Genomic DNA, 23840 nt, shown 5'->3' with positions numbered 1-23840 from the left:
TTCGGGTGGACGTGGTCATTACGGCTGATACATGACACGGAGGCAGAGGGCGGAAAGTTCATTCGCGACCAGCCGGGGTAGCACGAAAGGGAGATCTTCAAACATGCATTCGCCGCTGACCAGCGCTTCGAACGCCGGATCGGCCAGCAGATCCAGGGCGACGCCGAGGCGCTGGGCGTAGCTGCGGTCCGGGCGCGCGACCGTCCCGACCTGGCTGCTGCGGATCACCAGCCGCCGCGAATGGAAGTTCTCGCCGAGCGGAACGCTCACCCGGCGGTCGCCGTACCACGACATCTCGACGACCTCCCCCGCCGGCGCGAGCAGCTCCAGCGCACGGGCGAGCCCGGCGTCGCTGGCGCTGGCGTGCACGACGAGGTCACAGTCGCCGAGCGCGTCTTCGGGCGACGAGAAGTCGACGCCCAGTGCTTCGGCGATCCCGGCGCGTGCCGGATCGACGTCGATCAGCTGCACCCGCGCGGCCGGGAAGCCGGTGAGGAGCTTCGCGACGCTGCAGCCGACCATCCCGGCGCCGATGACGGCGATCCGGTCGCCGAGCCGCGGCCGCGCGTCCCACACGGCGTTCACCGCGGTCTCGACGGTGCCGGCGAGGATCGCGCGGGCGGCCGGGACGGCTTCCGGCACCAGCGTCACCGCGTCGGCCGGGACGACGTACGCGGTCTGGTGCGGGTGGAGGCAGAAGACGGTTTTGCCTTCGAGGTGCGCGGGGCCCCGCTCGACGACACCGACGTTGAGGTAGCCGTACTTGACCGGGCCCGGGAACTCACCCTCTTGGAAGGGGGCGCGCATGACGTCGTGCTGGCTCGCCGGGACGCCGCCGCGGAAGACGAGGGTTTCGGTGCCGCGGCTCACACCGGAGTAGAGGGTGCGGACGAGCACGTCGTCCGGTCCGGGCGCGGGCAGGGTGACCGGCCGGAGCGCCCCTTCGCCCGGCCGTTGAACCCAGAAGGCCTGTTCCACGTGTTTCTCCTCAGCAGGCGACCGGAGGCTGGTGTCGCCGCCACCTTATGAGCAGCCGTGCCGATTCGCGGAGTGACGATGATCAAGCAGGGACTTTTCCTACGGGCCGCGATTCCGGTGTGGGTGCTCGGCGCGACGGGCGTCGCAGGCGGCCTCGGCCCGATCGCGATGGTGACCGGGCTCACTTTCGGTGCGGCACTGGTTCTGCTGACGAGCTGGGGCCTGCGGCGGGCCGGCCGGCCGGCCTTCGGCCCGGCGGACTGGATCACGTTCGCGCGGGCGACGCTGGTCGGCTGCGCGGCGGAGCTGATCGCGGACGGCGGCCGCCCCGTCGCGTGGCTGGTGGGACTCGTCGCCGTCGCCCTGCTCCTGGACGGCTTCGACGGTCAGGTCGCGCGCCGCACCGGCACGGCGTCCGAGTTCGGCGCGCGTTTCGACATGGAGGTCGACGCGTTCCTGATCCTTCTCCTGTGTGTGCAGGTGTCGCGGACGCTCGGGCTCTGGGTGCTGGCGATCGGCCTGATGCGGTACGCGTTCGTCGCCGCTTCGTGGGCCATGCCCTGGCTGACGGCGCCGCTGTACCCGAGCATGGCCCGCAAGACCGTGGCGGCGATCCAGGGTGTCGTCCTGGTTGCGGCGGTGTCGGAGCTGCTGTCCTTCGCGGTGACCCTGGCCGCGGTCGCCGTGGCACTGGGGTCGCTGGTGTGGTCCTTCGGCCGGGACGTCGTCTGGCTGGCCCGGCACCGGGTGGCGGAGCGGCGGCCGGGCGGGATCGTGGAGATCACCCGCACCACCCTCCGGCGCCCCCTCGGCAACGCCACCGCCTGGCGCGGCCACAACCAGGCTGCTTAGCCGGCCCGATTCGTTCGCCTCCGTCCCCGATGTCGGAACCGGCTACCGGGCCGAACGCGACCGCCCGCGGAACCCGGGACTCAGCCGGGAGCCTGGATCTCGTCGTCGCGGCCGAGGTCGCTGTCGAAGTACGTGACTCGCCAGCCGGGGCTCACCTGGGCTCGCACCTCTTCCGCCAGGCGGCGTCCCCGGGCGACGAACTCCCGCTTCTCCGCTCCGGCCATAAAGCTGGAGGCTTTCGGGTCGTCACGGTTCAGGGTCGCGGTGTACTCGTCCGCCCAGCGGTTCAGCTCGCCCACCAGAGCCGGACTCAACCCCAGCTCGGGATCCGCGGGATCGACGTTTTCCATCCTCGGCGGCGCGAACACCCACAACGCCCAGCAGTCGTAGTCCGCCAGCACCCTGAGCGTCTTCTCCACTGTCACCACGAACCCACCGTGTTCGACCCGACAATGTATCCGTTGCTCCCGACCGTAATGCTCAACCGGTATTCCTTGCCCTTGTAGGTGAACTGGTAGATCGGCCGCCCTGTTCCCTTGCCCTGGTAGCCGACTATACGACCGGTGGCGGCACCGGTCAGAACGAAGTCGCCGACCTGGTCCGGTGCGATGCCGAGCTGCGCGAACTCGCGGCCGTGCTCGACCAGGATGTGAATCAGACCGGAATTCTCGTGGCCGACCTCAAGGAAGATCAGCTTTCCGTTCGCGTCGAGCTGCATCCCCAGCAGATCCTCGCGGGAGAAGTTGACACCGCTGATCGTCAGCTGTTCCAGCAGCCCCGCGTCGAGCAGCGGCGGCGGCCGGGTCAAGAACTCGGTCAACGCCGCCTGGGTGGCCCCGGCGCTGATGCCGGCTTCCTCCAGCAGCCCGGCCACCCGGGACGTGATCATCGCGTCCCCCGCGGCCATGGCTATCCACGTGGTGAAGGCGGTGCCTTCGGGAACGACGGAGGCAGCCAGAAGAGCGCAGGGCTCGAAAGCCGCGCACAGAGCGCCACCGACGACCGCGGCCTCCACGGTTGCCAGTGCGCCGTAGATCGCACTCAACTCGTTGAGGGCCTGCGCCGCCGTCGTGAACGCCAGGTCGGTGGCGAAAGTGGGACTGGTCTCGGCAGCGAAGCACTCCCGCTGAAACGCCTGCCCCATGTTCCCGGTGTGGCGGCAGAGCCAGTCGTTGTCCAGAATCCGCATCACCTTGTCGGCATCGGACATCTGCGCGAACTTGATGCACTCGTCGTAGCCGATGCCCCCGGGCAGGCTCTTGCAGTGCAACAGGACAATCCCGTTCGCTTCCTCCTGCTTCCGCTTGACCGTGGCCAGCGCCGCCGCCACCGCATCGTTCGCCGCCGTCCTGGCCTTCTCGGCGCTGCCACCTGCGATCAGCGCGCTGTTGAACGCGTCACGAGCCGAACCGTAGGCATTCGAAGCCATCCGCGCCGCGAAATTCGCCGACGAGTTCGCCCACGCCGCCGACAGCGTCGCCTTGCGAGAGGAGGTCCGCGCGTTCGCCGCGGCCGTGTTCGCCGTCGCCGCGGAGTGCGCGGCCCGCGTGGCGGCGTCCTGCGCGGCGACCGCCGATTCGTGAGCCTGCTGGGCGGAAACAGCAGCTGCCTGCCGGTCGGTCTCGGCCTGCCGGGCGTAGCCGGCAGCCTCGGCGGCAGCACCACGAGCAGTCGCAGCGACCTGCTGAGCCAGATCCGCGTTCTGCGCCGCGGCTTGGGCAGTCTGCATCGCCTGGGCGAGATAACCGGAAACCTGAGCGTCGTGAGCAGCGCTGTCCTGGTCCTGCTGGGCCGCGGTGTACTGCCCGGACTCCAGGAAGTCGTGGACCATCGCCGGCGTACCGTCGAGCGCGATCTGCGCGGCCACCTTCAGCTCCGGCCCGCTCGTATCGGCCGCGAGGAGCTGGTTCGTCTTGATCCGCTCGTCGTCGACCGCGTAACCGGTCTTGGCGTCCAGGAACTGCCGCAACGCCTGGTCGTTGTCCGCGTCCAAGGCCTTCTGTGCGGCGGCCTGGGTCGCGAAGTTCCCGGCCTGCTGCGCCCCGGCCAGGACCTGATCCACCGCGATCCGGTCGTCGAGCTCGCGGCCCGGGTAGTCCTGGCTGCGCAGGAACGCCGTGACGTCGGCGTCACTGCCCGCGAGAGCGGTATCGGCAGCAGCCTTGAAACCGTCGGTGCCGGTCCGGGCGAGGTTGGCCAACGTGACACGATCGTCCTGCCCGGCCGCGAGCGCCAAGCCACTGCGGACGAAGTCCATCGCGACGATGTCCGGGCCGGCAAGGGCGTTGCGGGCCGCGGCCTGGGTCCACGGGCCACCACTGGTCGCCAGCGCCAACGCCGCCTTACGGGCGTCCGCCAGTGCGAGAGCGGCCACCGTGCCCGGCGCGGTCGCTTCGGCGAGCAACCGGTTCGTCTCGGCCGCCCGCAGATCGTTCTGGGTCTTGGTCCACCGGTCGGCGACGAACACCCGATCGGCTGCGGCACTGAGGTTCAGGGCCAGTTCGTCGTCGCGGTCGTACTGGGCGGCGAGGCGGGCCGCGTCGGCGGTCCGGGCGGCGTCGTAGACGGTCTTGGCCCCGGTGGCCGCAGTGAAGGCAGCTTCAGCGGCTCGGGTCGCCGCGTTCGCATGCGTGGTGGCCAAGTTGGCCGCCTCGGTCGCGTTGTGGGCATGACTGGCGGCATCCAACGCAGCCGCAGCCGCAGCGTCGGCATCGACAGCAGCCCGTTCCGCAGCAGCCTGGGCAGCATAAGCCGCGCCGGCCGCGGTGTCGGCGAACACGCTCGCGGCCTGCGCGGCACGGGTCGCGCGGGCCGCGTTCGCGGCCGCGCTGGCCGCCGCCTGCCGCGCCTTGGCCGCCTGCGCCTTCGCGACCGCGGAATTCTTGCTGGCCGCTTCAGCCGCACGCGCCGCAGCCGCAGCATTGTTCCCCGCCGAACCAGCCGCAGAAATCGCGTTCTTCGCCGCAGTCACCGCATCACCCGCCGACTTGGCCGCCGCCGCCGCATCCCGCGCACCCCGCGCAGCATCCCGCGCCGTCTCCGCCGCCTGACGCGCAGTGTCCGCATTCTTCGCATCAGTCGCCGCAGCCGAAGCAGAGTTATAAGCCTGAGACGCCGCCTGCCCAGCCTTGGTCGCCGCCGCCGCCGCACGAGTCGCAGCACCGGACGCCACCCGAGCCGCGACACTGGCCGCGTTCGCCGCACCGACCGCCTCCCGCGCAGCCGAAGCAGCCTTGTCCGCAGCATCAGCAGCCGCCACCGCCGCGGCCGTCGCAGCATTCGCGTCGTTATGCGCATTCACACTCGCCGTCGCCGCCGCCTCAGCCGCCTGCTTGGCCAGCAAAGCCTCCGCCACCGCACTGGCCGAAGCCACCTTGGACGCCTCGGTCTCCCTCGCCGCCTCCTCCCCCGCGTCCTTGGCCGCCGCAGCCAGCTGCGCGATCGTGGCCGTCTCCAAATCGCGGGCCTCGGCCACCTCCCGATCATGGTTGAGGAACTGCGCATACGCCTCAACACTGTCGCCGTCCAGCGCCCGCTGCGCCGCCACCCGGGTCTCCGGCCCACCCGCCGCCAACGCCTGATCCACCCGGATCCGCTGATCCAGCTCATACGGGACCTTCCACCCCGAATCCAGGAAATCCTGAATCGCGTCGTCGGTGTCGGCGTCCAACGCCACCTGCGCAGCCTTCCGCAGCTCCGGACCACCCGCGGTGAGCATCTGATCGACACGGATCCGCCGATCCACACTCGACGGCAACTGCCACCCCGACGACAGGAACGCGGGAATCGCCGCGTCACCGGACGCGTCCAGAGCGCGCTGAGCAGCGTCCTTCACCGTCGGGCCACCCGAGGCCAGCATCCGGTTCACACTGATCCGGTCATCGACCCTGCGGTCCTGCGGCAACTTGACCGTCAGGAACGCCGTGATGTCGGCATCAGTCCCGACCAACGCCGCCGCCGCGTCCGCCTTCACCGTGGGGCCACCCAGCCGCCACATCTGCACCACACGATCCCGGTCAGACAACGGCGGAGCCGAAACACCCGGCGACGGCTCCGAATCAGCCAACGCAACCGGCGCGCTCAGCGCTCCCGCGAACAACGTGACGACCAACAGGACCAGCCCGACGGCCGCCCGTACCGATTCCCGACGCGCGAACAACACCCAACTCCCCCTCGTGTGAACCGATGCTCGTACAACCAAATGGCGCACGCCGACAACCGCGGCGTTTATGACCTGGAATGCTTCGCGCGCACATTCCGGAGAATCGCACGTTGACGCTCAGGCGTATCGCACGCCGTCAGAAGACCCCTCTTGCCGCCAAAACTCGGCAAGTCTTTGCATCGTAGCCAGCCGCGGCGTTGCCTTGGAACGTGATATACATCACAATTTATTCTCGTAACATCGCCCGCTCAGCGTCGATAGACGACGGGGGTGAACAGTCGTTCCAACGCTTATCCGGAATAGCCTGGAAGTCCGAGAGGGAATCTGACCGAATATTCCCGCAGCGGAATCACGGCGATTTCAACACACCGGTACACCCGGCGTCGGACACCCATTTCACCCAAACATATGTTACCTGAGGGAGATTCGATGCCACGTGCACTTCGGAACGCCGGGGCGGCCTTCGCCGCACTGACGGCCGCCAGTCTGATGACCGCTCCAGCGGCTCAGGCTGTCACCGGCGGCAGCCCGGTGGCCGACGGGACCTACGCTTTCACCGCGCAGATCAGCGGCGCCTTCGGTTGCACCGGTGCGCTGGTCGCCCCGCAGTGGATCCTCACTGCGGCCGCGTGCTTCGGCACCGGGCCACTGTCGGCCGGGGCGCCCGCCACGCCCTACACGGCGACTGTCGGCCGGGCCGACCTGACCGGGTCCGCCGGGCACACCGTCAAGATCACCACCCTGGTGCCCGCCACCGACCGCGACGCGGTGCTGGCCAAGCTGGCCCTGCCCGTCGTCGACGTCGCGCCGGTGCCGCTGGCCACCCAGGCCCCGGCCGCCGGCGACGTCCTGCGGATCGGCGGCTACGGCCGCACCGCGGACACCTGGGTGCCGGACCGGCTGAGCACGGCGTCGTTCGCCGTGAGCGGCGTCAACGGCACGGCACTGGCCGTCACCGCGGTCACGGGAGATGCCACCACCTGCCTCGGCGATGCCGGCGGCCCTGCGCTGCGGGAAAACGGAGCGCAGGTCGAGCTCGCCGCGATCAACGCCCGGTCCTGGCAGCACGGCTGCTACACCTCCGCCGAGACGCGCCAGGGCACCACGGAAACCCGCGTCGACGACCTGGGCACCTGGGTTCGCCAGGTCACCGCGCCGGTCGCCGCGACGATCGTCAGCAAGGCCAGCGGGCAGTGTCTCGACCAGGACTGGACCGGCGGGCAGGAGCACCCGAAGCTCAACGCCTGGCAGTGCTGGACGCCGCCGGGGACCAACCAGCAGTGGAAGGTGGCGTGGGTCTCCGGCGACACCGTCACGATCACCAACTCCCTCTCGGGCAAGTGCCTCGACCAGGACTACACCGACAACCAGCCGCACCCGACCGTCAACGCGTGGCAGTGCTGGACCCCGCCGGGGGTCAACCAGACCTGGACCGTCCAGCCGCACTACGAGGACGGCACCGTGACGCTGGTCAACAAGCTCAGCGGCCAGTGCCTCGACCAGGACTACACCGACAACCAGCCGCACCCGACCGTCAACGCGTGGCAGTGCTGGGCCCCGGCCGGCGTCAACCAGCGCTGGATCCTCAATTGACTCTCCGTACGCCGCCAGGCGAAACCGGTCCGCAGACCCAGACACAAAGGATCAGCACCGTGCACCTCACCAAGAAGCTCGCCATCGCGGCCGCGGTAGCGGTAGCGGTCGCCATCACCGGCGTCTGGACAGCCTCGGCGGCGTCAACCACCACGCAGGCCGACAGCGACACCCAGCCCACGCTCGCCGAGAACTACTCCTACCCGGGCGCTGCCGATATCCAGGCGCAGTACAACGTCACCCTCATCTCCGGCGACGGCCACATCATCTTCGCCGATTGCGCCACCCCGCCGGAGGACAACGTCAGCGTGCTGCAGGTCCGGACCACGGCCGACGCCGGCACCAGGCGCACAGTCTGCTTCAAGGTGCTGGCCCCCACCGGTCACCTGGAACTGCGCATTCCCGCCGTCTACGAGATCCGCGGCGACGGCCGGATCAGCGGCGCCGGTCACCGGGTGAAGGCCGAGCTCACCACCGACGCCGGCCAGCACTCCACCGTCGACGTCAACCCGAGCGGCACCACCCCGGTCGGCGTCGGCGCCAACCCCAGCAACGCCCCCACCACCCTCCTGCAGTTGACCGCCACACCCTGACCGCTGTTCGGGGAACCCACCGGCAGACCTGGTGGTGCTTCGTCGGATCACACCTGTCGACCGGACAAAGCACCACCAGTGCCGTGATGGTGGCGTTCAGAGCTTTCGGCGCCCCCGCGAACACTCACGCAGGCCGCTCAACCCGACTCGCGGGCCGCGCGGGCGCGGCGTTTGCCCTCGTGCATCGCCGCCACGCGGGCGACCGGGATCGTGTGCCCCTCCTCGACCAGGTCCGCCGGCAGGACGAACGGCTCCGGCATCTCCTCGGTCCACGGGTCGCCGTCGCCCAGCAGGCCCGGGGCCGTGTGCACGGTGAAGTCGGCCGGCTTGACGCCGTCGAGCTCGGCCCAGCGGACCGGGAACGACACCGGCGCGCCCGGGCGGTGGCGCGGGCTGTAGACCGAGACGACCGTCCCGCCGCCGGCCCGCGTCGAGTCCAGGAACACCTTGCCTTCGCGGCGCTCGACCACGAACTCCGTGGTGCCCAGCGCCGGGTCGATCCGCTCGGCACGGGCCGCGACCGCGCGGGTCGCCGCCGCGATGTCCTCCGTCGCCTGCCCGGACGCGAGCGGCACGAAGACGTGGACGCCCTTGGAGCCGCTGGTCTTCACCGCGCCGTCGAGACCGTCGTTGCGCAACGCCTCCCGCACCAGCTTTGCGGCGCCCACGGCCAGCGAAAACGGGGCGTCCGCCGGCGGGTCGAGGTCGAGGATCAGGTGCGTCGCCCCGTTCGCGGGCTCGCCGCGGAACAGCGACGTGTGGTACTCGATCGCGCGCTGGTTGCCGAACCACAGCAGCGTGCGCAGGTCGTTGCAGAGCGCGTAGGTGACTTCGCGGCGGGACCGGTCGGCCCACAGCGCCCGGCGCTCCACCCACTCCGGCGTGTACTTCGGCAGGTTCTTCTGCATGAACGGCCCCTGGCCGCGCAGCACCCGCACGACGCTGAGCAGCCGGTCGTGCAGCTCCGGCAGCATCCGGTCCGACACCGCTTCGAGGTAGTCGAGCAGGTCGCGCTTGGTCGCCGCCGCGCCGGGGAAGACCTCCTGGTCGAGACTGCTCACCTTGACGCCGTGCCGCACCTCATCGCCACTCATCGGCCCACCTTTGCGCCCCCGCGCGGGGGCGGTCAACTCTCAAACGATCGAATCTCCGGTGCGCGGCCGCCCCCGCGGCGACGTGACGTCAAGAGCGGTAAGCGGCCCGGGCGAACGCGATCAAGGCGCGCGCGGCGGGACTCACCGGCCCGTCGGTCCGCCACGCGAGCGCCAGCACGCCCCGCAGGCCCGGTCCCGCGATGCCGATGATCCGCAGCTCCGCCTGGTGGTACCGGGCCAGCGACGCCGGCACGATCGCCACCCCGAGCCCCCGGGTCGCCAGCTGCACCAGCACGTTCGGGTCGGCCGCCTCGAACGCGATCCGCGGCGTCAGCCCGGCCCGCGCGAAGGCGGCGTCCAGGGCCGTACGCAGGCCCGTCCCCTTCGGCAGCGCCATCAGCGGGAGGCCGTCGAGATCGGGGATGTCGACCTCGTCCCGGCCGGCCAACGGACCGGACGGCGCCGTGACGGCCAGGAACGGCTCGTCGAGCAGCACCTGCGTCGCGATGCCGGGCGGCGGTCCGGTCGCGAGGCCGACGACGGCGAGGTCGAGGCGGCCTTCGCGCAGCGCCGTGAGCATGGTGTCGGAGTTGGCTTCCGACAGCGTGATCTCCACCGCCGGGTACCGCTCGTGGAAGCCGGCCAGGAGGTCCGGCAGCCCGACCGGGCCCGCCGACGTCACCGCGCCGATCGCGACCTGCCCGCGGACCAGCCCGGCCAGCTCCTCGACGGCTTCGCGCACCCCCTGCACTGCCGCGAGCGCGGCCCGGGCGTGCGGCAGGGCCGCGGCGCCGACGTCGGTGAGCCGGACCGTCCGGCCGGAGCGGTCCAGCAGCTCCTGACCCAGCTCCCGCTCGAGCCGCTTGACCTGCGCACTCACGCCGGGCTGGGCGACGTGCAGCCGCTCCGCCGCGCGCGTGAAGTTGCGTTCCTCCGCGACCGCCACGAAGTACGCGAGCTGGTGCAGTTCCATAAGCAGTGATTCTAGCCAGGAGAAAAACCAGATCTTGGACTTCTGATCGTCGGCGCCCCAAGCTGGAGGCAGCGACCGAAAGGAACCGAGATGAACATCCTTCGCCCTGGTCAGGACGGGTACACCGAGGAAGTCGCCGGGTTCCAGACGGCGGTGCCCAGCTCGCCCGCGGCCGTCGTCGCCGCGGAAAGCGCCGAGGACGTCGGCGCTGCCGTGCGCTACGCCGCCACGCACGGGCTGCGGGTCGCGGTCCAGGCGACCGGGCACGGCTTGACCGACGGCACCGACGGGCTGTTGATCAGCACCCGCCGGATGGCCGGCGTCGAGATCGACGCCGCGGCCCGCACCGCCCGCGTCGAAGCCGGCGTCCGCTGGGGCGCGGTGCTCGAAGCCGCCGGGCAGCACGGCCTCGCGCCGCTCAGCGGCTCGTCCCCCGACGTCGGCGTCGTCGGCTACACGCTCAGCGGCGGCTTCGGGCTGATGGCCCGGCGGTACGGCCGCGCCGCCGACCACGTCCGCGCCCTCGACGTCGTGACCGCCGACGGCGACCTCCGGCGCGTCGAGCCGGGCTCGGACCTGTTCTGGGCGCTGCGCGGCGGCCGGGACAGCTTCGGCGTCGTCACGGCGATCGAGTTCGCCCTCATGCCGGTCCGCGACCTCTACGGCGGCAGCCTCACCTTCGACAGCGCCGACGTGCCGACGGTGCTGCGGGCCTGGCGGACGTGGTCGGCGGCCGCGCCGGACGCGCTGACGACGTCGCTGGCCATGATCCCGTACCCGGACCTGCCGATGCTGCCGGAACCCCTGCGCGGCAGGCACGTCGCCCAGGTCCGGGTCGCCTACCTCGGCGAGGACGGCGACGACCTCGTCGCGCCGCTGCGAGCCGCCGCGCCCGCCCTGCTCGACACGCTGCGGCCGATGCCGTTCACCGAGTCCGGGTCGATCGCGGCCGAACCGCGGCAGCCGCACGGCTACCACGGCACCAACGCGACCGTCTCGCAGCTGAACGACGCCATGCTCGACGCGCTCCTAGAGCACGCCGGCCCGGGCGCGGCCACGCCCCCGGTGCTCATCGTCGACCGGCTGGGCGGCGCGCTCGCCCGGCCCCCGCAGACGCCGGGCATCGACTGGGACCGCTCGGCCGAGTTCGTCGTCCGGGCGCTGTCGGTGATCGGCGAAGACGGCGTCGCGGCCGTCCGGCGCGCGCACGCGAAGCTGTTCGGCGCGCTGGCGCCGTGGACGACCGGCCGCCTGCTGCCGTTCGTGTACGGCGAGCACGCGCCGGAGGAGGTCGCGGAGGGCGTTTTCCCGGCCCGGGACCTCGAGCGCCTTGCCCGGTTGAAAACGGCGTACGACCCGCGAGACACGTTCCGGCCGGCGCCCGCGGTCGCAACGCACTGAGCCGGCTGGAAGTCAGCGCGCCGGGGCCCACACTCCGGCGAAGTTCCCGCAACTGACGGCTTGGCCGTGCAGTGCTGCACGCACAGCGGGTTCCACGTAGGAACGGCCGAAGGTCTCGGCGTCGGGAGCGACATTCGCGGGTACCGGGTCTGCGGCGATGAGCACCTCGACCTGAATGGCTCGTGCCGGAGGAGCAGCTCGCCACGCCCGGTGACGGACGTGCAACAGTCACGGCCAACAACCGCTACGCGACGGCCCTGCGGACCTACAACCTCACCGTCGAGGGTGTTCACACCTACTACGTGCTCGCGGGCGACACGCCGGTTCTGGTGCACAACACGGTGCCCTGCCCGGTGGGAGCCGGAGACATCTGACACGAGGGCACTTTCACCTCGCATGAGAAGAGCTTCGAATACCACTACAACAAGCACGGCCTGCCGGAGCACGTCACACCCGAGCAGTACTTCCTGGATGCGAAGGAGTGGTCCGAGCAGCTGGCCCAACCAGGCGGGAAACGTGGCCTGAACGCCAAGCGGCAACCCTTCGGCGACGGCGAATACGGGGTGAAGTACTGGGTACCGGGCGGCAAGGGCGGAATCATCGCCCCGGACGGCAAAGTCGTACCTGCTCCCGTGGACGTGCTGGCGGAGCTGGAAGAGATCATACGCAGGATCGAGGCCCTGAGGACCGAGGTGACCGGCGAAGAACTCGCGGTCGCGGACGCGCAGCACGCCTACGCCGCGCTTCTGCACCTCGTCTACTCCGGATTCCTCCGTCAGGCACCGTCTCCGAACTGATCCCGCTGCGGGGTCGGGGTGCCGGCCCGGAGTCGGCTTCGGCCTTGCAGTGCCCCCCTGGCTCAGAAACGACCCAAGGGGCACTGCAAGGCCAAACCGGCTCGACCGTCACCGCGTCGTGGCCACTCGTTGCAGGCCTCAGCGCTCCAGGACCACGATCGGGATGAGCCGGTCGGTCTTCTTCTCGTAGTCGGCGAAGCCCTCGGCGTGCGCGACCATGCCCGCGTAGAGGCGGTCGCGCTCGGCGCGGTCGGCGATCACGGTGGCCGTGGCCTCGAACGTCTCGGTGCCGACCTCGACGGTGACCTTCGGGTTGGCGACCAGGTTGTGGTACCAGGCCGGGTTCTTGGGCGCGCCGCCCATGGACGCGGCGATGACGTAGCGGTCGCCATCCCGGGTGTAGACCAGCGGCGACAGGCGCTCTGCGCCGCTCTTCGCGCCGATCGTGGTGAGCAACAGCACGTTCTTGCCCTCGAACATGCCGCCGACCTTGCCCTCGTTGGCCCGGAACTCGGCGGCGACCTGCGTGTTGAAGTCGGTCATGTCGGCTGGTGTGGTCATGGGATCCCTTGTTTCTGGCCGGTACGCTCGGCCGGGCGCGAGTACGCTTGGCGAAGAGTTTGCTTTGCAAGCAAAGCTACCGACGGGAGGTGTGTGGTGTCAACGGAGGCCGGTCTGAGTGTCGAAGACGGCGTGCGGCAGCTCCTGCTGCTCATGCCGCGCTTGGTCGGCCGAGCGAAGCGTACGCCGGTGCCCGAGGAGCTGAACGGCTGCGCGCTCGCGCCGCGGCACCTCTCACTGCTGTCGTACCTGCTCTTCGACGGCCCGATGACGGTCACCGAACTGGCAACCCGCCTACAGGTCGCGCCGACGACGGCGAGCCTGATGGTCGGCGACCTCAGCCGTCAGGGCGTGCTGAACCGCGACGAGGACCCGGCCGACCGCCGCCGCACGATCGTCAGCATCGCCCCGGACAAGCGCCCGGCGGTCGACGCCTGGCTCGCCCGCGGCGCGAAAGCCTGGAGCGACGCGCTGACGCCGCTGACCCCGGCCGAGCGCCGGCTCGTGATCACGACGCTGGAAACCTACGAACGCGGCACCTGCGAAGGCCCGAGCTGCTGACGCCGTGCGTACTCAGGTGGACGACACGCGTACCTGGGTGGACGACACGGCGCTATTCTTCGCCGCGCTTTTCGCGAGCCAGCTTGCGCTGAGCCTCCGCGCGTTCCCGGCACCTGCGGAGGAACTCCTCGTCGTCGTCCGGGCTCGTCGCCGCGAAGCGGCCCGGGCGGTCGTACTCGGGGAACGCCGGCGTGTGGCGTTCGTACGGGCCGCGCGCCCGCGTCGCCTGCTGCGGACGGCCCGCGACCAGCCAGACGATCGAGCCCACCAGCGGCACCACCAGCACGAGCAGCAGCCACAGCCCCTTCGGCAGGTTGCGGCACGAGGACTCGTCCGTCGTGATCACGTCGACCAGGCAGAAGATCCACAACCCGAGCGTGAAGATGCCGAGCAGACCATCGAAGTACAGCAAGGAACGTCCCTTCCCCCAGAGAATGACGCGGTAAGTCTTAGCAGAACCCGCCGCCGGTTCAGCCGCGGGTCACCCGCAGCACCGCGGGCATCCGGAGGTTCGGCGACGACACCCACGTCGTTTCCCCTGCGGTCAGGCGGAAACCGCGCAACGCCGCCAGAACGCCGGTCGCGAGGGCGTTGGCGTGCCGCGACCCCGGGCAGGCGCGGGGGCCGGCGCCGAACGGCGTCCCGGCGAGCGGCACCGTGACGTCCTCGCCGCCGATCCGGCGGCGCGTGGCGAGCACCGGCTGCCCGACGGCTTTTCCGCTCAGCCAGGCGAAAAGCTCGTTCCCGATCAGTCCCGCGGTGGCGTCGCAGGCCTGGACGAGCAGGCCGATCCGGGCGGCCGCGAGCTCGTCCGCCGCGCCGCACGCGGTGATCAGCCGGCCCAGCGCGGCTTCGGCGGCCGCGCCGGGCACGACGTGCGGGTGGTAAGCCGCCGCGACGAGAGCCACGTCCGCCGAGACGTCCGGCAGGCCGAGCGCCGAAGCGAGCGTCCCGACCGGTACCGGCCGCGCGATTTCGGCCATCACGTCGAAAGTTTCGAACCCGGCCACGATTTCCCGGGTGCGTGCGAAAGCCGCTTCCCGCAAGTCTCCGACGGAATCCAGCAGGGACAACGCGAGCGCGCGCCGCCGGATGTGGTCAGGACCGTTGCTGAAGCGGGCCACGGACGCCCGCAACCAGGCGACGCTCCCCAGCGGAACGTCAACGGGCACAGGCGGAACCGGAGCGGAAAGCGAAGTCATGCGGCGACGGTAGCCACGGAAAACGTCGGCCGAGGCCGAAGTGTTGGTGACATCCGAGGCTTCGCCCCGGGCCGGGGGCTCCGCCACCCGGAGCCCCCGAAAGAAGTCACAGCACCGAAGCCGTCGGAAACCAAGCCGCCTGGGGTCCGGCGCACCGCGTCGGGCGCGGGACGTCGTGCTGGAACCACCACGCCTCGGTGACCCGGCCGTCCGGCAGCCGGTACGTCGGCGGCCCCCCGACCCGGACGAGCCCGGCCGCCTGCAGCGACCGCGCGCTGGCGACGTTGCCGACCTCCGCACCGGCACGCACCCGCGACAGTCCGAGGTGGTCGTGAGCCAGGATCAGGCCGGCCGCGAAGAGCACCCGTCCGTGGCCGCGGCCGCGGTAGTCCGGGGCGAGGTAGCCGCCGGTCTCCGGGCCGCCGTCCTCGCCGGTGTGCACGCTCACCAGGCCGACGCAGCGGTTGGCCTCGACGTCGATCATCACCAGGTCCACGGACTGCGGATCGGGTGACGCCCAGTCCGGCCCGGTGCCGGGCACGACCCGCAGCGCGTCCGCCCGCGCGCCCCGGGCGACGATCGAAGCGCGCTGCCACCCGAGCCACCGCTGCGCGGCCGGATCACTGCCACACGCCACGGCGGCGGCGTACTCCCACGCCGTCGGGGTGCGGAAGAGGAAGCGCCCGCTACGCACGACATGGCCCTGCCGGTCGCAGGTCCGCTTGGTCATCAGGCGGCCCCGGCGGGTGAGCCGGTCGAAGATCCCCTTGGTGGCTGGCAGCATCGCGGCGAAATCGTAGCGGAGCGATCCGGGCCGGAGTTGCTATCGTGGCGCGATGACGGCCGTACCCGAGGCAACCGAACTGGACGGCTCCGGCCGGGCCGCTCAGCCTCGTCAGCTCATCGTGACGGTGTACGGCCTCTACTCGCGCACCGAAGGCGGCTGGCTCTCCGTCGCCGCCCTGATCGACCTGCTCGCCGCCGTCGGCGTCGACGAGCCCGCCGTGCGCTCGTCGATCTCGCGGCTGAAGCGGCGCGGGATCCTCGAAGCGGTGCGCCGCGACGCGACAGCCGGCTACGAGCTGTCCGACGAAGCCCGCGAGATCCTGCGCGAAGGCGACGAGCGCATCTTCCGGCGCGATCGCGCGACCTCGGCCGACGGCTGGCTGCTCGCGGTGTTCTCGGTGCCCGAGACCGAGCGCCACAAGCGCCACCTCCTGCGCACTCAGCTCGCCCGGATGGGCTTCGGCACCGCGGCCTCCGGCGTCTGGATCGCCCCGGCCCACCTCCACGCGGCGACCGAAGAGACGCTCACCCGGCTCGGCCTGGCCGAATACGCCGACCTGTTCCGCGCCGACCACCTGGCCTTCGGCGACGTCGCGGCGAAGGTCCGTGACTGGTGGGACCTCGACCGGCTGGACGAGCTCTACACGACGTTCCTCGACGAGCACGGCCCGGCGCTGCGCCGCAAGTCCGTGACCGACGAGCAAGCCTTCGCCGACTACGTCCGCGTGCTGACCGGCTGGCGGCGGATGCCCTACCTCGACCCGGGCTTGCCCGCGGAGTTCCTGCCCGCCGGCTGGTCCGGGATCCGCGCGGCCGAGCTGTTCTTCGAGCTGCACGCAAAGCTGGAGACGTCGGCCCGGGCCTACGTCGGCAAGGCGATCAACCTCGGCTGAGCACCGCGAAGCCCTGGACCTCGACCAGGGCTTCCTCGTCCCACAGCCGGGACACGCCGATGCCCGCCATCGCCGGGTACTCCGTGCCCGCGAGCCGGCGCCAGACCGCGCCGATCTCGCGCGCGTGAACCCGGTAATCGGCCATGTCGACGATGTAGATCGTCACGCTGCAGAGGTCTTCCGGGGTGCCGCCGGCCGCGCGCAGCGACGCCAGCAGGTTGCCGAGCGCGCGTTCGAACTGCTCGACGACGCCGTCGCCGGCGATCCTGTTCGACGCGTCCAGCGCGGTCTGCCCGGCGAGGAAGACGACCCGCCCCTCGGCCACCACCGCGTGCGAGAACCCGGACGGCTTGCCCAGTTCCGGCGGGTTGATGCGTTCCATGCGGACACGGTACGCCATCTTTCGCGTTATTGACGGTCGTACTGGTGACGACATATCCTGGACGGCGTGCGAATCGCGGTCATCGGTGGCGGCCCGGCAGGTCTGTACTTCGCCGCGCTCGCGAAACAGCTCGGACCCGCCCACGAGATCACCGTCTGGGAGCGCAACGCGCCGGACGACACCTTCGGCTTCGGCGTCGTGTTCTCCGACGAGACGCTCGGCGGCATCGAGCACGCCGACGCGGCGGTGCACGAGGCGATGAAGGCCGAATTCGCCCGCTGGGACGACATCGACGTCCACTACCGCGGCACGGTCACCACCTCGGGCGGCCACGGCTTCGCCGCGATGAGCCGCAAGCGCCTGCTCGGCATCCTCCAGAGCCGCTGCGCCGAACTCGGCGTCGGGTTGCACTTCCGCGAGGAGGCGCCGGCCGACCTTTCGGGCTACGACCTGGTCATCGCCGCCGACGGCGTCAACTCCGCGACGCGCGCGCGGTACGCCGGGACGTTCCGGCCGAGCGTCGAGACCCGCCGGTGCCGGTACATCTGGCTGGGCACGGACCTGGTGTTCGACGCCTTCAAGTTCTACGTCCTCGAGACGCCGGCCGGGATCATGCAGATCCACGGCTACCCGTACGGCCGCGAGGGCAGCACGTTCATCCTCGAGGTCCAGGAGGACGTCTGGCAGCGGACGTTCGGGCCGATCGCGGCGACCTCGCTGAAGCCCGGCGAGAGCGACGAGAAGTCGATCGCGCTGATCCGCGAGCTGTGCGCCGGCGTCCTCGACGGCCACCAGGTGATGGCGAACAACTCGAAGTGGGTCTCGTTCGGCACGGTCCGCTGCGAGACCTGGGTGCACGAGAACGTCGTCCTCCTCGGCGACGCCGCGCACACCGCACACTTCTCGATCGGATCGGGCACGAAGCTGGCGATGGAGGACGCGCTCGCGCTGGCCGCGTGCCTGCACGAAAACGACGGCGTCGCGGAGGCGCTGAAGGCGTACGAGCTGGAACGGCGGCCGGTCGTCACGTCGACGCAGCGTGCCGCGCAGGCGAGCCTGGAGTGGTTCGAGAACATCGCGCAGTACGCCCACCAGGAGCCGCCGCAGTTCGCGTTCAACATCCTCACCCGCAGCCGCCGCGTCACCTACGACAACCTCCGCCTGCGCGACCCCGGGTTCGCCGCCGAGCTCGACCACTGGTTCGCGCGGTCGCTCGGGACGACGTCGCGGCCGCCGATGTTCCAGCCGTTCCGGCTCGGCGGACTGGAGCTGCCGAACCGGATCATCGTGTCCCCGATGGACATGTACTCCGCAACCGAGGGCGTACCGGGCGATTTCCACCTGGTGCACCTGGGCAGCAAGGCACTCGGCGGGGCCGGGCTGGTGATGACCGAGATGGTCTGCGTCTCCCCCGAAGGCCGGATCACGCCGGGCTGCGGCGGGCTCTACACGCCGGAGCAGGAAGCCGCCTGGAAGCGGATCGCCGACTTCGTGCACGCGCAGACGCCCGCGCGCATCGGCGTCCAGCTGGGACACTCCGGGCGCAAGGGTTCGACGAAACTCATGTGGGACGGCATCGACGAGCCGCTCCCGGACGGCAACTGGGAAGTCTGCGCCCCTTCGGCGCTGCCGTACTCCGAGCGGAACCAGGTCCCCCGCGAACTGTCCACATCGGAGCTGGCGGAGATCCGCGAGCAGTTCGCCGAGTGCGCGCGAGCGGCCGCCCGCGCCGGGTTCGACGTCCTCGAACTGCACTGCGCGCACGGCTACCTGTTGTCGTCGTTCCTCTCGCCGCTGACCAACCAGCGCACGGACGCCTACGGCGGCTCCCTGGAGAACCGGCTGCGCTTTCCGCTGGAAGTCTTCGACGCGGTCCGTGCCGCCTGGCCCGCCGAGCGGCCGATGACCGTCCGGATCTCGGCGACCGACTGGTGCGAGGGCGGCGTCGACGCCGATGAGGCCGTCGAAATCGCCCGCGCGTTCGCCGCCCACGGTGCCGCGGGCATCGACGTCTCGACCGGCCAGGTCGTCAGCGAAGAACGCCCGCAGTACGGCCGCAGCTACCAGACGCCGTACGCCGACCGGATCCGCAACGAGGTCGGCGAAGAGTACGGCATCGCGGTGATCGCGGTCGGCGCGATTTCTTCCTACGACGACGTGAACTCGCTGATCCTCGCCGGCCGCGCGGACTTGTGCGCACTGGGCCGGACCCACCTCTATGATCCACAATGGACACTGCACGCGGCGGCCGAGCAGGGGTACCCGGTGCCGTGGCCGAAGCCGTTCGCCGCGGGCAGCCGCAAACCGCAGACGGGCCGTTCCGACGGGCCCGAGCCACGGCTCGACCTCGTCCGCTCCGGGCCGGCGGGGACCGCCCACGCCCGCTGGCGACCGGGAGCCGAGGCATGACCTTCACCTTGGATCCGGATCAGCGCGCCTTCGCCGCGGAGGTGCGGCGGCTCGGCGCGGAGCAGCTGCGCCCGCTCGCCGAGTCCGGTGTGGAGGGTGCGGTGAACCGCCCGCTCCTCAAGGCGATGGGCGCGCTCGGCCTCCTCGCGCGGCTCTTCCCCGGTGTCGCGTCGGGCACGCCGTCGAGGCAGGCGGCCGCGACGGACCTGTGCATCCTGCGCGAGAACCTCGCCACGGTGAGCACCGAGGCCGAGACGGCGCTGGCGTTGCAGGGCCTGGGCAGCTACCCGGTCCTGCAGTCCGGACAGGACAGTCAGGTGGCGAAGTGGCTGCCCGCCGTCGCGACCGGCGACGCGGTGGCGGCGTTCGCGCTGACCGAGCCGGACGCCGGTTCGGACGCGGCGGCCCTGTCCCTGTCGGCGGAACCCGACGGTGACGGCTGGCGCTTGACCGGCGAGAAGATGTGGATCTCCAACGCACCGGAAGCCGACTTCTACACGGTCTTCGCGCGTACCACCCCCGGCGCCGGTTCGCGCGGGGTCAGCGCATTCGTCGTTCCCGCCGACCGGCCGGGCCTGGGCGGCGAACACCTGGACCTGGTGAGCCCGCACCCGATCGGCACGGTCACGTTCGACGGCGTCGAGGTCCGGCGCGAGGAGCTGCTCGGCGAGGAGAACCGCGGCTTCGCCGTGGCGATGCGGACGCTCGACCTGTTCCGCCCGAGCGTCGGCGCGTTCGCCGTCGGGATGGCCCAAGCGGCGCTGGACGCCACGGTGGACCACACGAGCACCCGGGAAGCTTTCGGTGGCCCGCTGATCAAGCAGCAGGCGGTCGCGCACGCGCTCGCGGAGATGGCCACGCGCACGGAGGCCGCGCGGCTGCTGGTCTACGCGGCGGCCGGCGCGTACGACGCGGGCGAGGCGAACCTCGGCGGCCGGGCGGCGATGGCGAAGCTGTTCGCCACCGAGGCGGCGCAGTTCGTCGTCGACTCGGCGGTCCAGCTCCACGGGGCCCGCGCCCTGCGACGCGGGCACCTGCTGGAGCACCTGTACCGGGAGGTCCGGGCACCGCGGATCTACGAAGGCGCGTCGGAGATCCAGCGGACGATCATCGCCCGCTGGTTGACCTCCCGAAAGCCGTGAAGGGCACCCTCGAGACCATGAGAATGCCCTCCACGACAATCCGGACTCAGCTGCCGCGCACCCTCCGGACGGTGTCGCGGTAGAAGTACCCGCTCTGCTTGATCGTCCGCTGCTGCGTCTCGTAGTCCACCCGGATCAACCCGAACCGCTTCGCGTACCCGTAAGCCCATTCGAAATTGTCCAAAAGGGACCAGGCGAAGTACCCGCGCACGTCCGCCCCGGCCTGCCGCGCCGCCGCCACCGCGGCGATGTGCGACGCGAAGTAGGCCGTGCGCGAGTCGTCGCGGACGTAGCCCGACGAGTCCGGGTCGTCCTCGAAGGCCGAGCCGTTCTCCGTGATGTACATCGGCAAGCCCGGGTAGTCACGGCCCAGGCGCGTCAGCAGCTCCGTGAACTTGCCGGGCAGGATCTCCCAGCCCATCGCCGTCGTCGGCTCGCCGAACGGGACCACCCGGGACGCCGGGACGCCGTCGTCGCCGACCGGCCGGCCGGCCTCGTCCACCCCGGAGAACTGCTGGCCGAAGTAGTAGTTCACGCCCAGGAAGTCCAGCGGCGCCGAAATGACCGACAGATCGCCTTCCTGGACCGGGAGCTCGACCCCGCGATCGGCGAGGTCGTCCACCACGTCCGCCGGGTAGCGGCCGTGGACCAGCGGGTCCAGGTAGATCCGGACGCCGAGGCCGTCGGCCTGCCGGGCCGCGCGGACGTCCTCCGGGGCGTCCGTCGCCGGGTCGGCCGTGCACATGTTGAGCGTGATGCCGAACTGTGTGTCCGCCGGTGCTGCCTCGCGCATGCGCTGCACCGCGAGTCCGTGGCCGAGCAGCAGGTGGTGCACCGCGTGCAGCCCGGCCGCGTAGTCACGCCGTCCCGGGGCCATCACGCCGTGCACGTACCCGTGCATCGCCGAGCACCACGGCTCGTTCAACGTCGTCCAATGGCGGACGCGATCGGAAAGCCGGTCGAACACGAGCATCGCGTAGTCCGCGAACCGGTACGCCGTGTCGCGGGCCGGCCAGCCGCCCGCGTCCTCCAGTTCCTGCGGCAGGTCCCAGTGGTACAGCGTCAGCCACGGCGTGATGCCGCGGTTCAGCGTTTCGTCGACGAGCCGGTCGTAGAACCCGATGCCCGCCTCGTTGACGCCACCACGCCCGCGTGGCTGGACCCGGGGCCACGACACGGAAAACCGGTAGGTGTCCGCGCTCAGCTCGCGGACCAGCTCGATGTCGGACGGCATCCGGTGGTAGTGGTCGCACGCCACGTCACCGGTGTCGTTGTTGTCGATCGCCCACGGCACCCGGCAGAAGGTGTCCCAAATGGACGGTGTGCGCCCGTCTTCGGAGACCGCACCTTCGATCTGGTACGCGGCGGTGGCCACGCCCCAGCGGAAGTCCGGCGGCAGGGTGTCGATCAACGCCTGCTGTTCGGCGGTGGCGGCGGTGGTCTCGGTCAAGGCAGCACTCCTCCAGTGGTACCGGACATGGCGGACGACGTTCAGGGGGTGACGGGGTGCAGCCAGCACGCCACTTCGCGCGCCGGGTCGCCGGGCGTGCCCAGCAGCGGCACGCGGTCGGGACAGGGCTCGAAAGCCTTCGGGCACCGCGGGTGGAACGCGCAGCCGGACGGCATCCCGCGCGTGTCCGGCGGCGAACCGGGGATCCCGGCCAGCTCGCGCCGCGGCCCGCGCAGCGCGGGGAACGAGTTCAGCAGGCCGTGGCTGTACGGGTGCAGCGCGTCCCGGTAGAGGTCGGCCGCCGGCGCCTGCTCGACGATCCGGCCGCCGTACATGATCGCGATCCGGTCCGAGAACTCCACCAGCAGCGAAAGGTCGTGCGTGATGAACAGGACCGAAAAGCCCAGCCGCTCCCGCAGTTCCACCAGCTGGCCGAGGATCTGCCGCTGCATCACGACGTCGAGCGCCGTGGTCGGCTCGTCCATGATGACGACCCGCGGCTCCAGGGCCAGCGCCATCGCGATCATCACGCGCTGCCGCATGCCGCCGGACAGCTGGTGCGGGTACGCCTCCAGCCGGTCGGCCGAGATGCCGACGAGCTTGAGCAGGTCGCGGGCCCGCGCCGCCCGGCCGGCGCGGGTCGTGCCCGGCTCGTGCGCCTTGATGACGTCGACGAGCTGGGTGACCACCTTGTGCACCGGGTTCAGCGAGTTCATCGCGCCCTGGAACACGATGGACGTCTCCGCCCAGCGGAAGTCCCGCAGCTGCTTGTCCGTCAGCTTCAGGACGTCGTACGGCTCGCCGTCCGCGGGGTGGTAGAGCACCTCGCCGCCGCGGATCACGCCCGGCGGTGCGAGCAGCCGCGTCAGCCCGTAGGCCAGCGTGGACTTCCCGCTGCCGCTCTCCCCGGCCAGGCCGAGGACTTCGCCGCGGTGCAGCGTCAGGTGCACGTCCCGGACCGCGCGCACGGCCTCGTCGCCGACGCCGTAGTCGACGTCCAGGCCCTTGATCTCCAGCACCGGGTCCATCATGGCTGTTCCTCCCGCCCGAGCACGGGCGTGAATCCCACCCGCATCCGATGCATCCGCCCGTCCGCACCGCGCACGCGCGCCTTGCCGCTGCCGCGCAGCCGCGGGCTGACGAACTCGTCGATGCCGAAGTTGAGCAGGGACAACGCCGTGCCGAGGACGGCGATCGCCAGCCCGGCCGGCACGAACCACCACCACGCGCCCTGCGCGAGCGCCTGCTGGCTCTGCGCCCAGAACAGGATCGTGCCCCAGTTCCAGTTGGACAGTCCGGAGACGCCGACGAACGCGAGCGTGATCTCCGACATCACGGCGAAGATCACCGTGCCGACGAAGCTGGACGCGATCACCGCGGTCAGGTTCGGCAGGATCTCGAAGAAGACGATCCGCCACGTCGACTCGCCGGTCGCCCGGGCCGCTTCGACGTACTCCCGGCCGCGCAGGGAAAGCGTCTGGGCTCGAAGGACGCGTGCGCCCCACGCCCAGGACGTGCACCCGATGATCACCGCCACCAGGTAGTCGCCGCCGGTGGGCACCGCGCTGCCGATGATGATGATCAACGGCAGCGCCGGGATCACCAGGAACACATTGGACAGTGCCGAAAGGCCTTCGCCCGGCGTGCCGCCGAGGTAGCCGGACGTCACGCCGACGATCACGGCGAGGATCGTCGCCACGATCCCGGCGGCCAGCCCGACCAGCATCACGCTGCGCGTGCCGACCACGACCTGGCTGAAGATGTCCTGGCCGAGGTGGGTGGTGCCGAACCAGTGCCGGGCCGACGGCGGTTCCAGCAGGTCGCTGCTGCGCGCCGACGGGTCGTACGGGACGATCCACTCGCCGATGACCGCGATCACCAGGAAGAAGACGATGACGGCGAGGCCGGTGCCGGTCTTGCCGCCGGCGAGGAACCGGAAGCGGCGCCGGCGGGCCACCGCTTCGAGCGGGAGGGCTTGGGCGGCCTTGACGTCCGCCGCGGGTACGGCCAT

23 protein-coding genes are annotated in these 23840 nt (G+C 71.0%); 10 read left to right on the top strand and 13 right to left on the bottom strand.

The genetic code is table 11. The annotated features are described in order from the left end of the window. Positions 1-18 precede the first annotated feature (18 nt). Positions 19-978 carry a zinc-binding alcohol dehydrogenase gene (locus AB0F15_RS05830; protein ID WP_360265782.1) on the bottom strand — a complete coding sequence of 320 codons (960 nt, stop codon included), beginning with the start codon at positions 976-978 and terminating at the stop codon, positions 19-21. Positions 979-1056: 78 nt separating this feature from the next. On the opposite strand from AB0F15_RS05830, the gene AB0F15_RS05825 reads away from it, so the two are divergent. Beyond that, entirely contained in the window at positions 1057-1830 is a 774-nt protein-coding gene (locus AB0F15_RS05825; RefSeq protein WP_360265779.1) for a CDP-alcohol phosphatidyltransferase family protein, read from the top strand. Positions 1831-1910: 80 nt separating this feature from the next. Here the strand turns inward: AB0F15_RS05825 and AB0F15_RS05820 are convergent, their stop codons facing one another. Beyond that, positions 1911-2258 carry a hypothetical protein gene (locus AB0F15_RS05820; protein ID WP_360265776.1) on the bottom strand — a complete coding sequence of 116 codons (348 nt, stop codon included), beginning with the start codon at positions 2256-2258 and terminating at the stop codon, positions 1911-1913. Beyond that, positions 2252-5992 (bottom strand): ALF repeat-containing protein, encoded by a 3741-nt coding sequence (locus tag AB0F15_RS05815; protein WP_360265774.1) that lies wholly within the window; start codon positions 5990-5992, stop codon positions 2252-2254. Before AB0F15_RS05815 ends, AB0F15_RS05820 begins: the two co-directional genes overlap by 7 nt. A 429-nt stretch (positions 5993-6421) precedes the next feature. Between AB0F15_RS05815 and AB0F15_RS05810 the strand changes: the two genes are divergently transcribed. Both AB0F15_RS05810 and AB0F15_RS05805 read left to right on the top strand, forming a co-directional pair. After that, the gene (locus AB0F15_RS05810; RefSeq protein WP_360265771.1) at positions 6422-7585 is read left to right on the top strand and encodes a trypsin-like serine protease; all 1164 of its coding nucleotides are present in this window, start codon (positions 6422-6424) and stop codon (positions 7583-7585) included. Positions 7586-7644: 59 nt separating this feature from the next. Further along, entirely contained in the window at positions 7645-8178 is a 534-nt protein-coding gene (locus tag AB0F15_RS05805; protein ID WP_360265768.1) for a hypothetical protein, read from the top strand. Between the two features lie 137 nt (positions 8179-8315). On the opposite strand, the gene AB0F15_RS05800 is transcribed toward AB0F15_RS05805, so the two are convergent. Next, entirely contained in the window at positions 8316-9272 is a 957-nt protein-coding gene (locus AB0F15_RS05800) for an ATP-dependent DNA ligase (RefSeq protein WP_360265765.1), read from the bottom strand. An 88-nt stretch (positions 9273-9360) separates the two neighbouring features. Continuing rightward, on the bottom strand, positions 9361-10245 hold the full coding sequence (locus AB0F15_RS05795; RefSeq protein WP_360265762.1) for a LysR family transcriptional regulator: 885 nt from the start codon (positions 10243-10245) through the stop codon (positions 9361-9363). Positions 10246-10335: 90 nt separating this feature from the next. On the opposite strand from AB0F15_RS05795, the gene AB0F15_RS05790 reads away from it, so the two are divergent. The 3 genes from AB0F15_RS05790 to AB0F15_RS05780 all read left to right on the top strand — a co-directional run bounded on the left by AB0F15_RS05790 (position 10336) and on the right by AB0F15_RS05780 (position 12443). After that, positions 10336-11646, top strand: coding sequence for an FAD-binding oxidoreductase (locus AB0F15_RS05790; protein ID WP_360265759.1), 1311 nt, complete (start codon positions 10336-10338; stop codon positions 11644-11646). A 182-nt stretch (positions 11647-11828) separates the two neighbouring features. Beyond that, positions 11829-12020, top strand: a complete 192-nt coding sequence (locus AB0F15_RS05785) for a hypothetical protein (protein ID WP_360265756.1) — start codon at positions 11829-11831, stop codon at positions 12018-12020. A 258-nt stretch (positions 12021-12278) separates the two neighbouring features. Beyond that, complete coding sequence (locus tag AB0F15_RS05780) at positions 12279-12443, top strand: hypothetical protein (protein ID WP_360265753.1); 165 nt, start codon at positions 12279-12281, stop codon at positions 12441-12443. A 138-nt stretch (positions 12444-12581) separates the two neighbouring features. Here AB0F15_RS05780 and AB0F15_RS05775 read toward each other — a convergent pair whose 3' ends face one another. Then, positions 12582-13004, bottom strand: a complete 423-nt coding sequence (locus AB0F15_RS05775; RefSeq protein WP_360265751.1) for a nitroreductase family deazaflavin-dependent oxidoreductase — start codon at positions 13002-13004, stop codon at positions 12582-12584. A 96-nt stretch (positions 13005-13100) separates the two neighbouring features. On the opposite strand from AB0F15_RS05775, the gene AB0F15_RS05770 reads away from it, so the two are divergent. Then, entirely contained in the window at positions 13101-13565 is a 465-nt protein-coding gene (locus AB0F15_RS05770; protein ID WP_360265748.1) for a MarR family winged helix-turn-helix transcriptional regulator, read from the top strand. Between the two features lie 52 nt (positions 13566-13617). Here the strand turns inward: AB0F15_RS05770 and AB0F15_RS05765 are convergent, their stop codons facing one another. The 3 genes from AB0F15_RS05765 to AB0F15_RS05755 all read right to left on the bottom strand — a co-directional run bounded on the left by AB0F15_RS05765 (position 13618) and on the right by AB0F15_RS05755 (position 15551). Further along, a complete protein-coding gene (locus AB0F15_RS05765; RefSeq protein ID WP_360265745.1) occupies positions 13618-13977 on the bottom strand; it encodes a PLDc N-terminal domain-containing protein in 360 nt (119 codons plus the stop codon). 58 nt (positions 13978-14035) lie between these two features. Then, positions 14036-14689, bottom strand: a complete 654-nt coding sequence (locus AB0F15_RS05760; RefSeq protein ID WP_360266373.1) for a hypothetical protein — start codon at positions 14687-14689, stop codon at positions 14036-14038. A 184-nt stretch (positions 14690-14873) separates the two neighbouring features. Further along, entirely contained in the window at positions 14874-15551 is a 678-nt protein-coding gene (locus tag AB0F15_RS05755; RefSeq protein ID WP_360265742.1) for a GNAT family protein, read from the bottom strand. 52 nt (positions 15552-15603) lie between these two features. Here AB0F15_RS05755 and AB0F15_RS05750 point away from each other — a divergent pair, with 52 nt between their 5' ends. Further along, positions 15604-16446, top strand: coding sequence for a PaaX family transcriptional regulator C-terminal domain-containing protein (locus AB0F15_RS05750; RefSeq protein WP_360265739.1), 843 nt, complete (start codon positions 15604-15606; stop codon positions 16444-16446). Here AB0F15_RS05750 and AB0F15_RS05745 read toward each other — a convergent pair. Continuing rightward, the gene (locus tag AB0F15_RS05745; protein WP_360265737.1) at positions 16433-16828 is read right to left on the bottom strand and encodes a RidA family protein; all 396 of its coding nucleotides are present in this window, start codon (positions 16826-16828) and stop codon (positions 16433-16435) included. The two genes, AB0F15_RS05750 and AB0F15_RS05745, sit on opposite strands and share 14 nt — an antisense overlap. Before the next feature lie 66 nt (positions 16829-16894). Here AB0F15_RS05745 and AB0F15_RS05740 point away from each other — a divergent pair, with 66 nt between their 5' ends. Further along, positions 16895-19237: a bifunctional salicylyl-CoA 5-hydroxylase/oxidoreductase gene (locus tag AB0F15_RS05740; protein WP_360265734.1), complete on the top strand. Its 2343-nt coding sequence runs from the start codon at positions 16895-16897 to the stop codon at positions 19235-19237. After that, positions 19234-20379 (top strand): acyl-CoA dehydrogenase family protein, encoded by a 1146-nt coding sequence (locus tag AB0F15_RS05735; RefSeq protein WP_360265731.1) that lies wholly within the window; start codon positions 19234-19236, stop codon positions 20377-20379. The genes AB0F15_RS05740 and AB0F15_RS05735 overlap by 4 nt, the downstream gene beginning before the upstream one ends. 46 nt (positions 20380-20425) lie before the next feature. On the opposite strand, the gene AB0F15_RS05730 is transcribed toward AB0F15_RS05735, so the two are convergent. The 3 genes from AB0F15_RS05730 to AB0F15_RS05720 are packed head-to-tail and all read right to left on the bottom strand — an operon-like array spanning position 20426 to position 23840. Next, positions 20426-21829 carry a GH1 family beta-glucosidase gene (locus AB0F15_RS05730; RefSeq protein WP_360265728.1) on the bottom strand — a complete coding sequence of 468 codons (1404 nt, stop codon included), beginning with the start codon at positions 21827-21829 and terminating at the stop codon, positions 20426-20428. A 41-nt stretch (positions 21830-21870) separates the two neighbouring features. After that, on the bottom strand, positions 21871-22860 hold the full coding sequence (locus tag AB0F15_RS05725; RefSeq protein ID WP_360265725.1) for an ABC transporter ATP-binding protein: 990 nt from the start codon (positions 22858-22860) through the stop codon (positions 21871-21873). Continuing rightward, complete coding sequence (locus tag AB0F15_RS05720) at positions 22857-23840, bottom strand: ABC transporter permease (protein WP_360265723.1); 984 nt, start codon at positions 23838-23840, stop codon at positions 22857-22859. The genes AB0F15_RS05725 and AB0F15_RS05720 overlap by 4 nt, the downstream gene beginning before the upstream one ends.

This window comes from Amycolatopsis sp. NPDC026612 (assembly GCF_040638285.1).
GTDB lineage: Bacteria > Actinomycetota > Actinomycetes > Mycobacteriales > Pseudonocardiaceae > Amycolatopsis.
This window is presented reverse-complemented; position numbering and strand designations above follow the sequence as displayed.

Bases quoted from the DNA above. Each gene is read 5' to 3' on its own strand.
- AB0F15_RS05735 (WP_360265731.1), top strand. From the start codon at position 19,234: ATGACCTTCACCTTGGATCCGGATCAGCGCGCCTTCGCCGCGGAGGTG.
- AB0F15_RS05745 (WP_360265737.1), bottom strand. From the start codon at position 16,828: ATGGAACGCATCAACCCGCCGGAACTGGGCAAGCCGTCCGGGTTCTCG.
- AB0F15_RS05790 (WP_360265759.1), top strand. From the start codon at position 10,336: ATGAACATCCTTCGCCCTGGTCAGGACGGGTACACCGAGGAAGTCGCC.
- AB0F15_RS05775 (WP_360265751.1), bottom strand. From the start codon at position 13,004: ATGACCACACCAGCCGACATGACCGACTTCAACACGCAGGTCGCCGCC.
- AB0F15_RS05795 (WP_360265762.1), bottom strand. From the start codon at position 10,245: ATGGAACTGCACCAGCTCGCGTACTTCGTGGCGGTCGCGGAGGAACGC.
- AB0F15_RS05800 (WP_360265765.1), bottom strand. From the start codon at position 9,272: ATGAGTGGCGATGAGGTGCGGCACGGCGTCAAGGTGAGCAGTCTCGAC.
- AB0F15_RS05810 (WP_360265771.1), top strand. From the start codon at position 6,422: ATGCCACGTGCACTTCGGAACGCCGGGGCGGCCTTCGCCGCACTGACG.
- AB0F15_RS05750 (WP_360265739.1), top strand. From the start codon at position 15,604: ATGACGGCCGTACCCGAGGCAACCGAACTGGACGGCTCCGGCCGGGCC.
- AB0F15_RS05725 (WP_360265725.1), bottom strand. From the start codon at position 22,860: ATGATGGACCCGGTGCTGGAGATCAAGGGCCTGGACGTCGACTACGGC.
- AB0F15_RS05720 (WP_360265723.1), bottom strand. From the start codon at position 23,840: ATGGCCGTACCCGCGGCGGACGTCAAGGCCGCCCAAGCCCTCCCGCTC.
- AB0F15_RS05755 (WP_360265742.1), bottom strand. From the start codon at position 15,551: ATGCTGCCAGCCACCAAGGGGATCTTCGACCGGCTCACCCGCCGGGGC.
- AB0F15_RS05825 (WP_360265779.1), top strand. From the start codon at position 1,057: ATGATCAAGCAGGGACTTTTCCTACGGGCCGCGATTCCGGTGTGGGTG.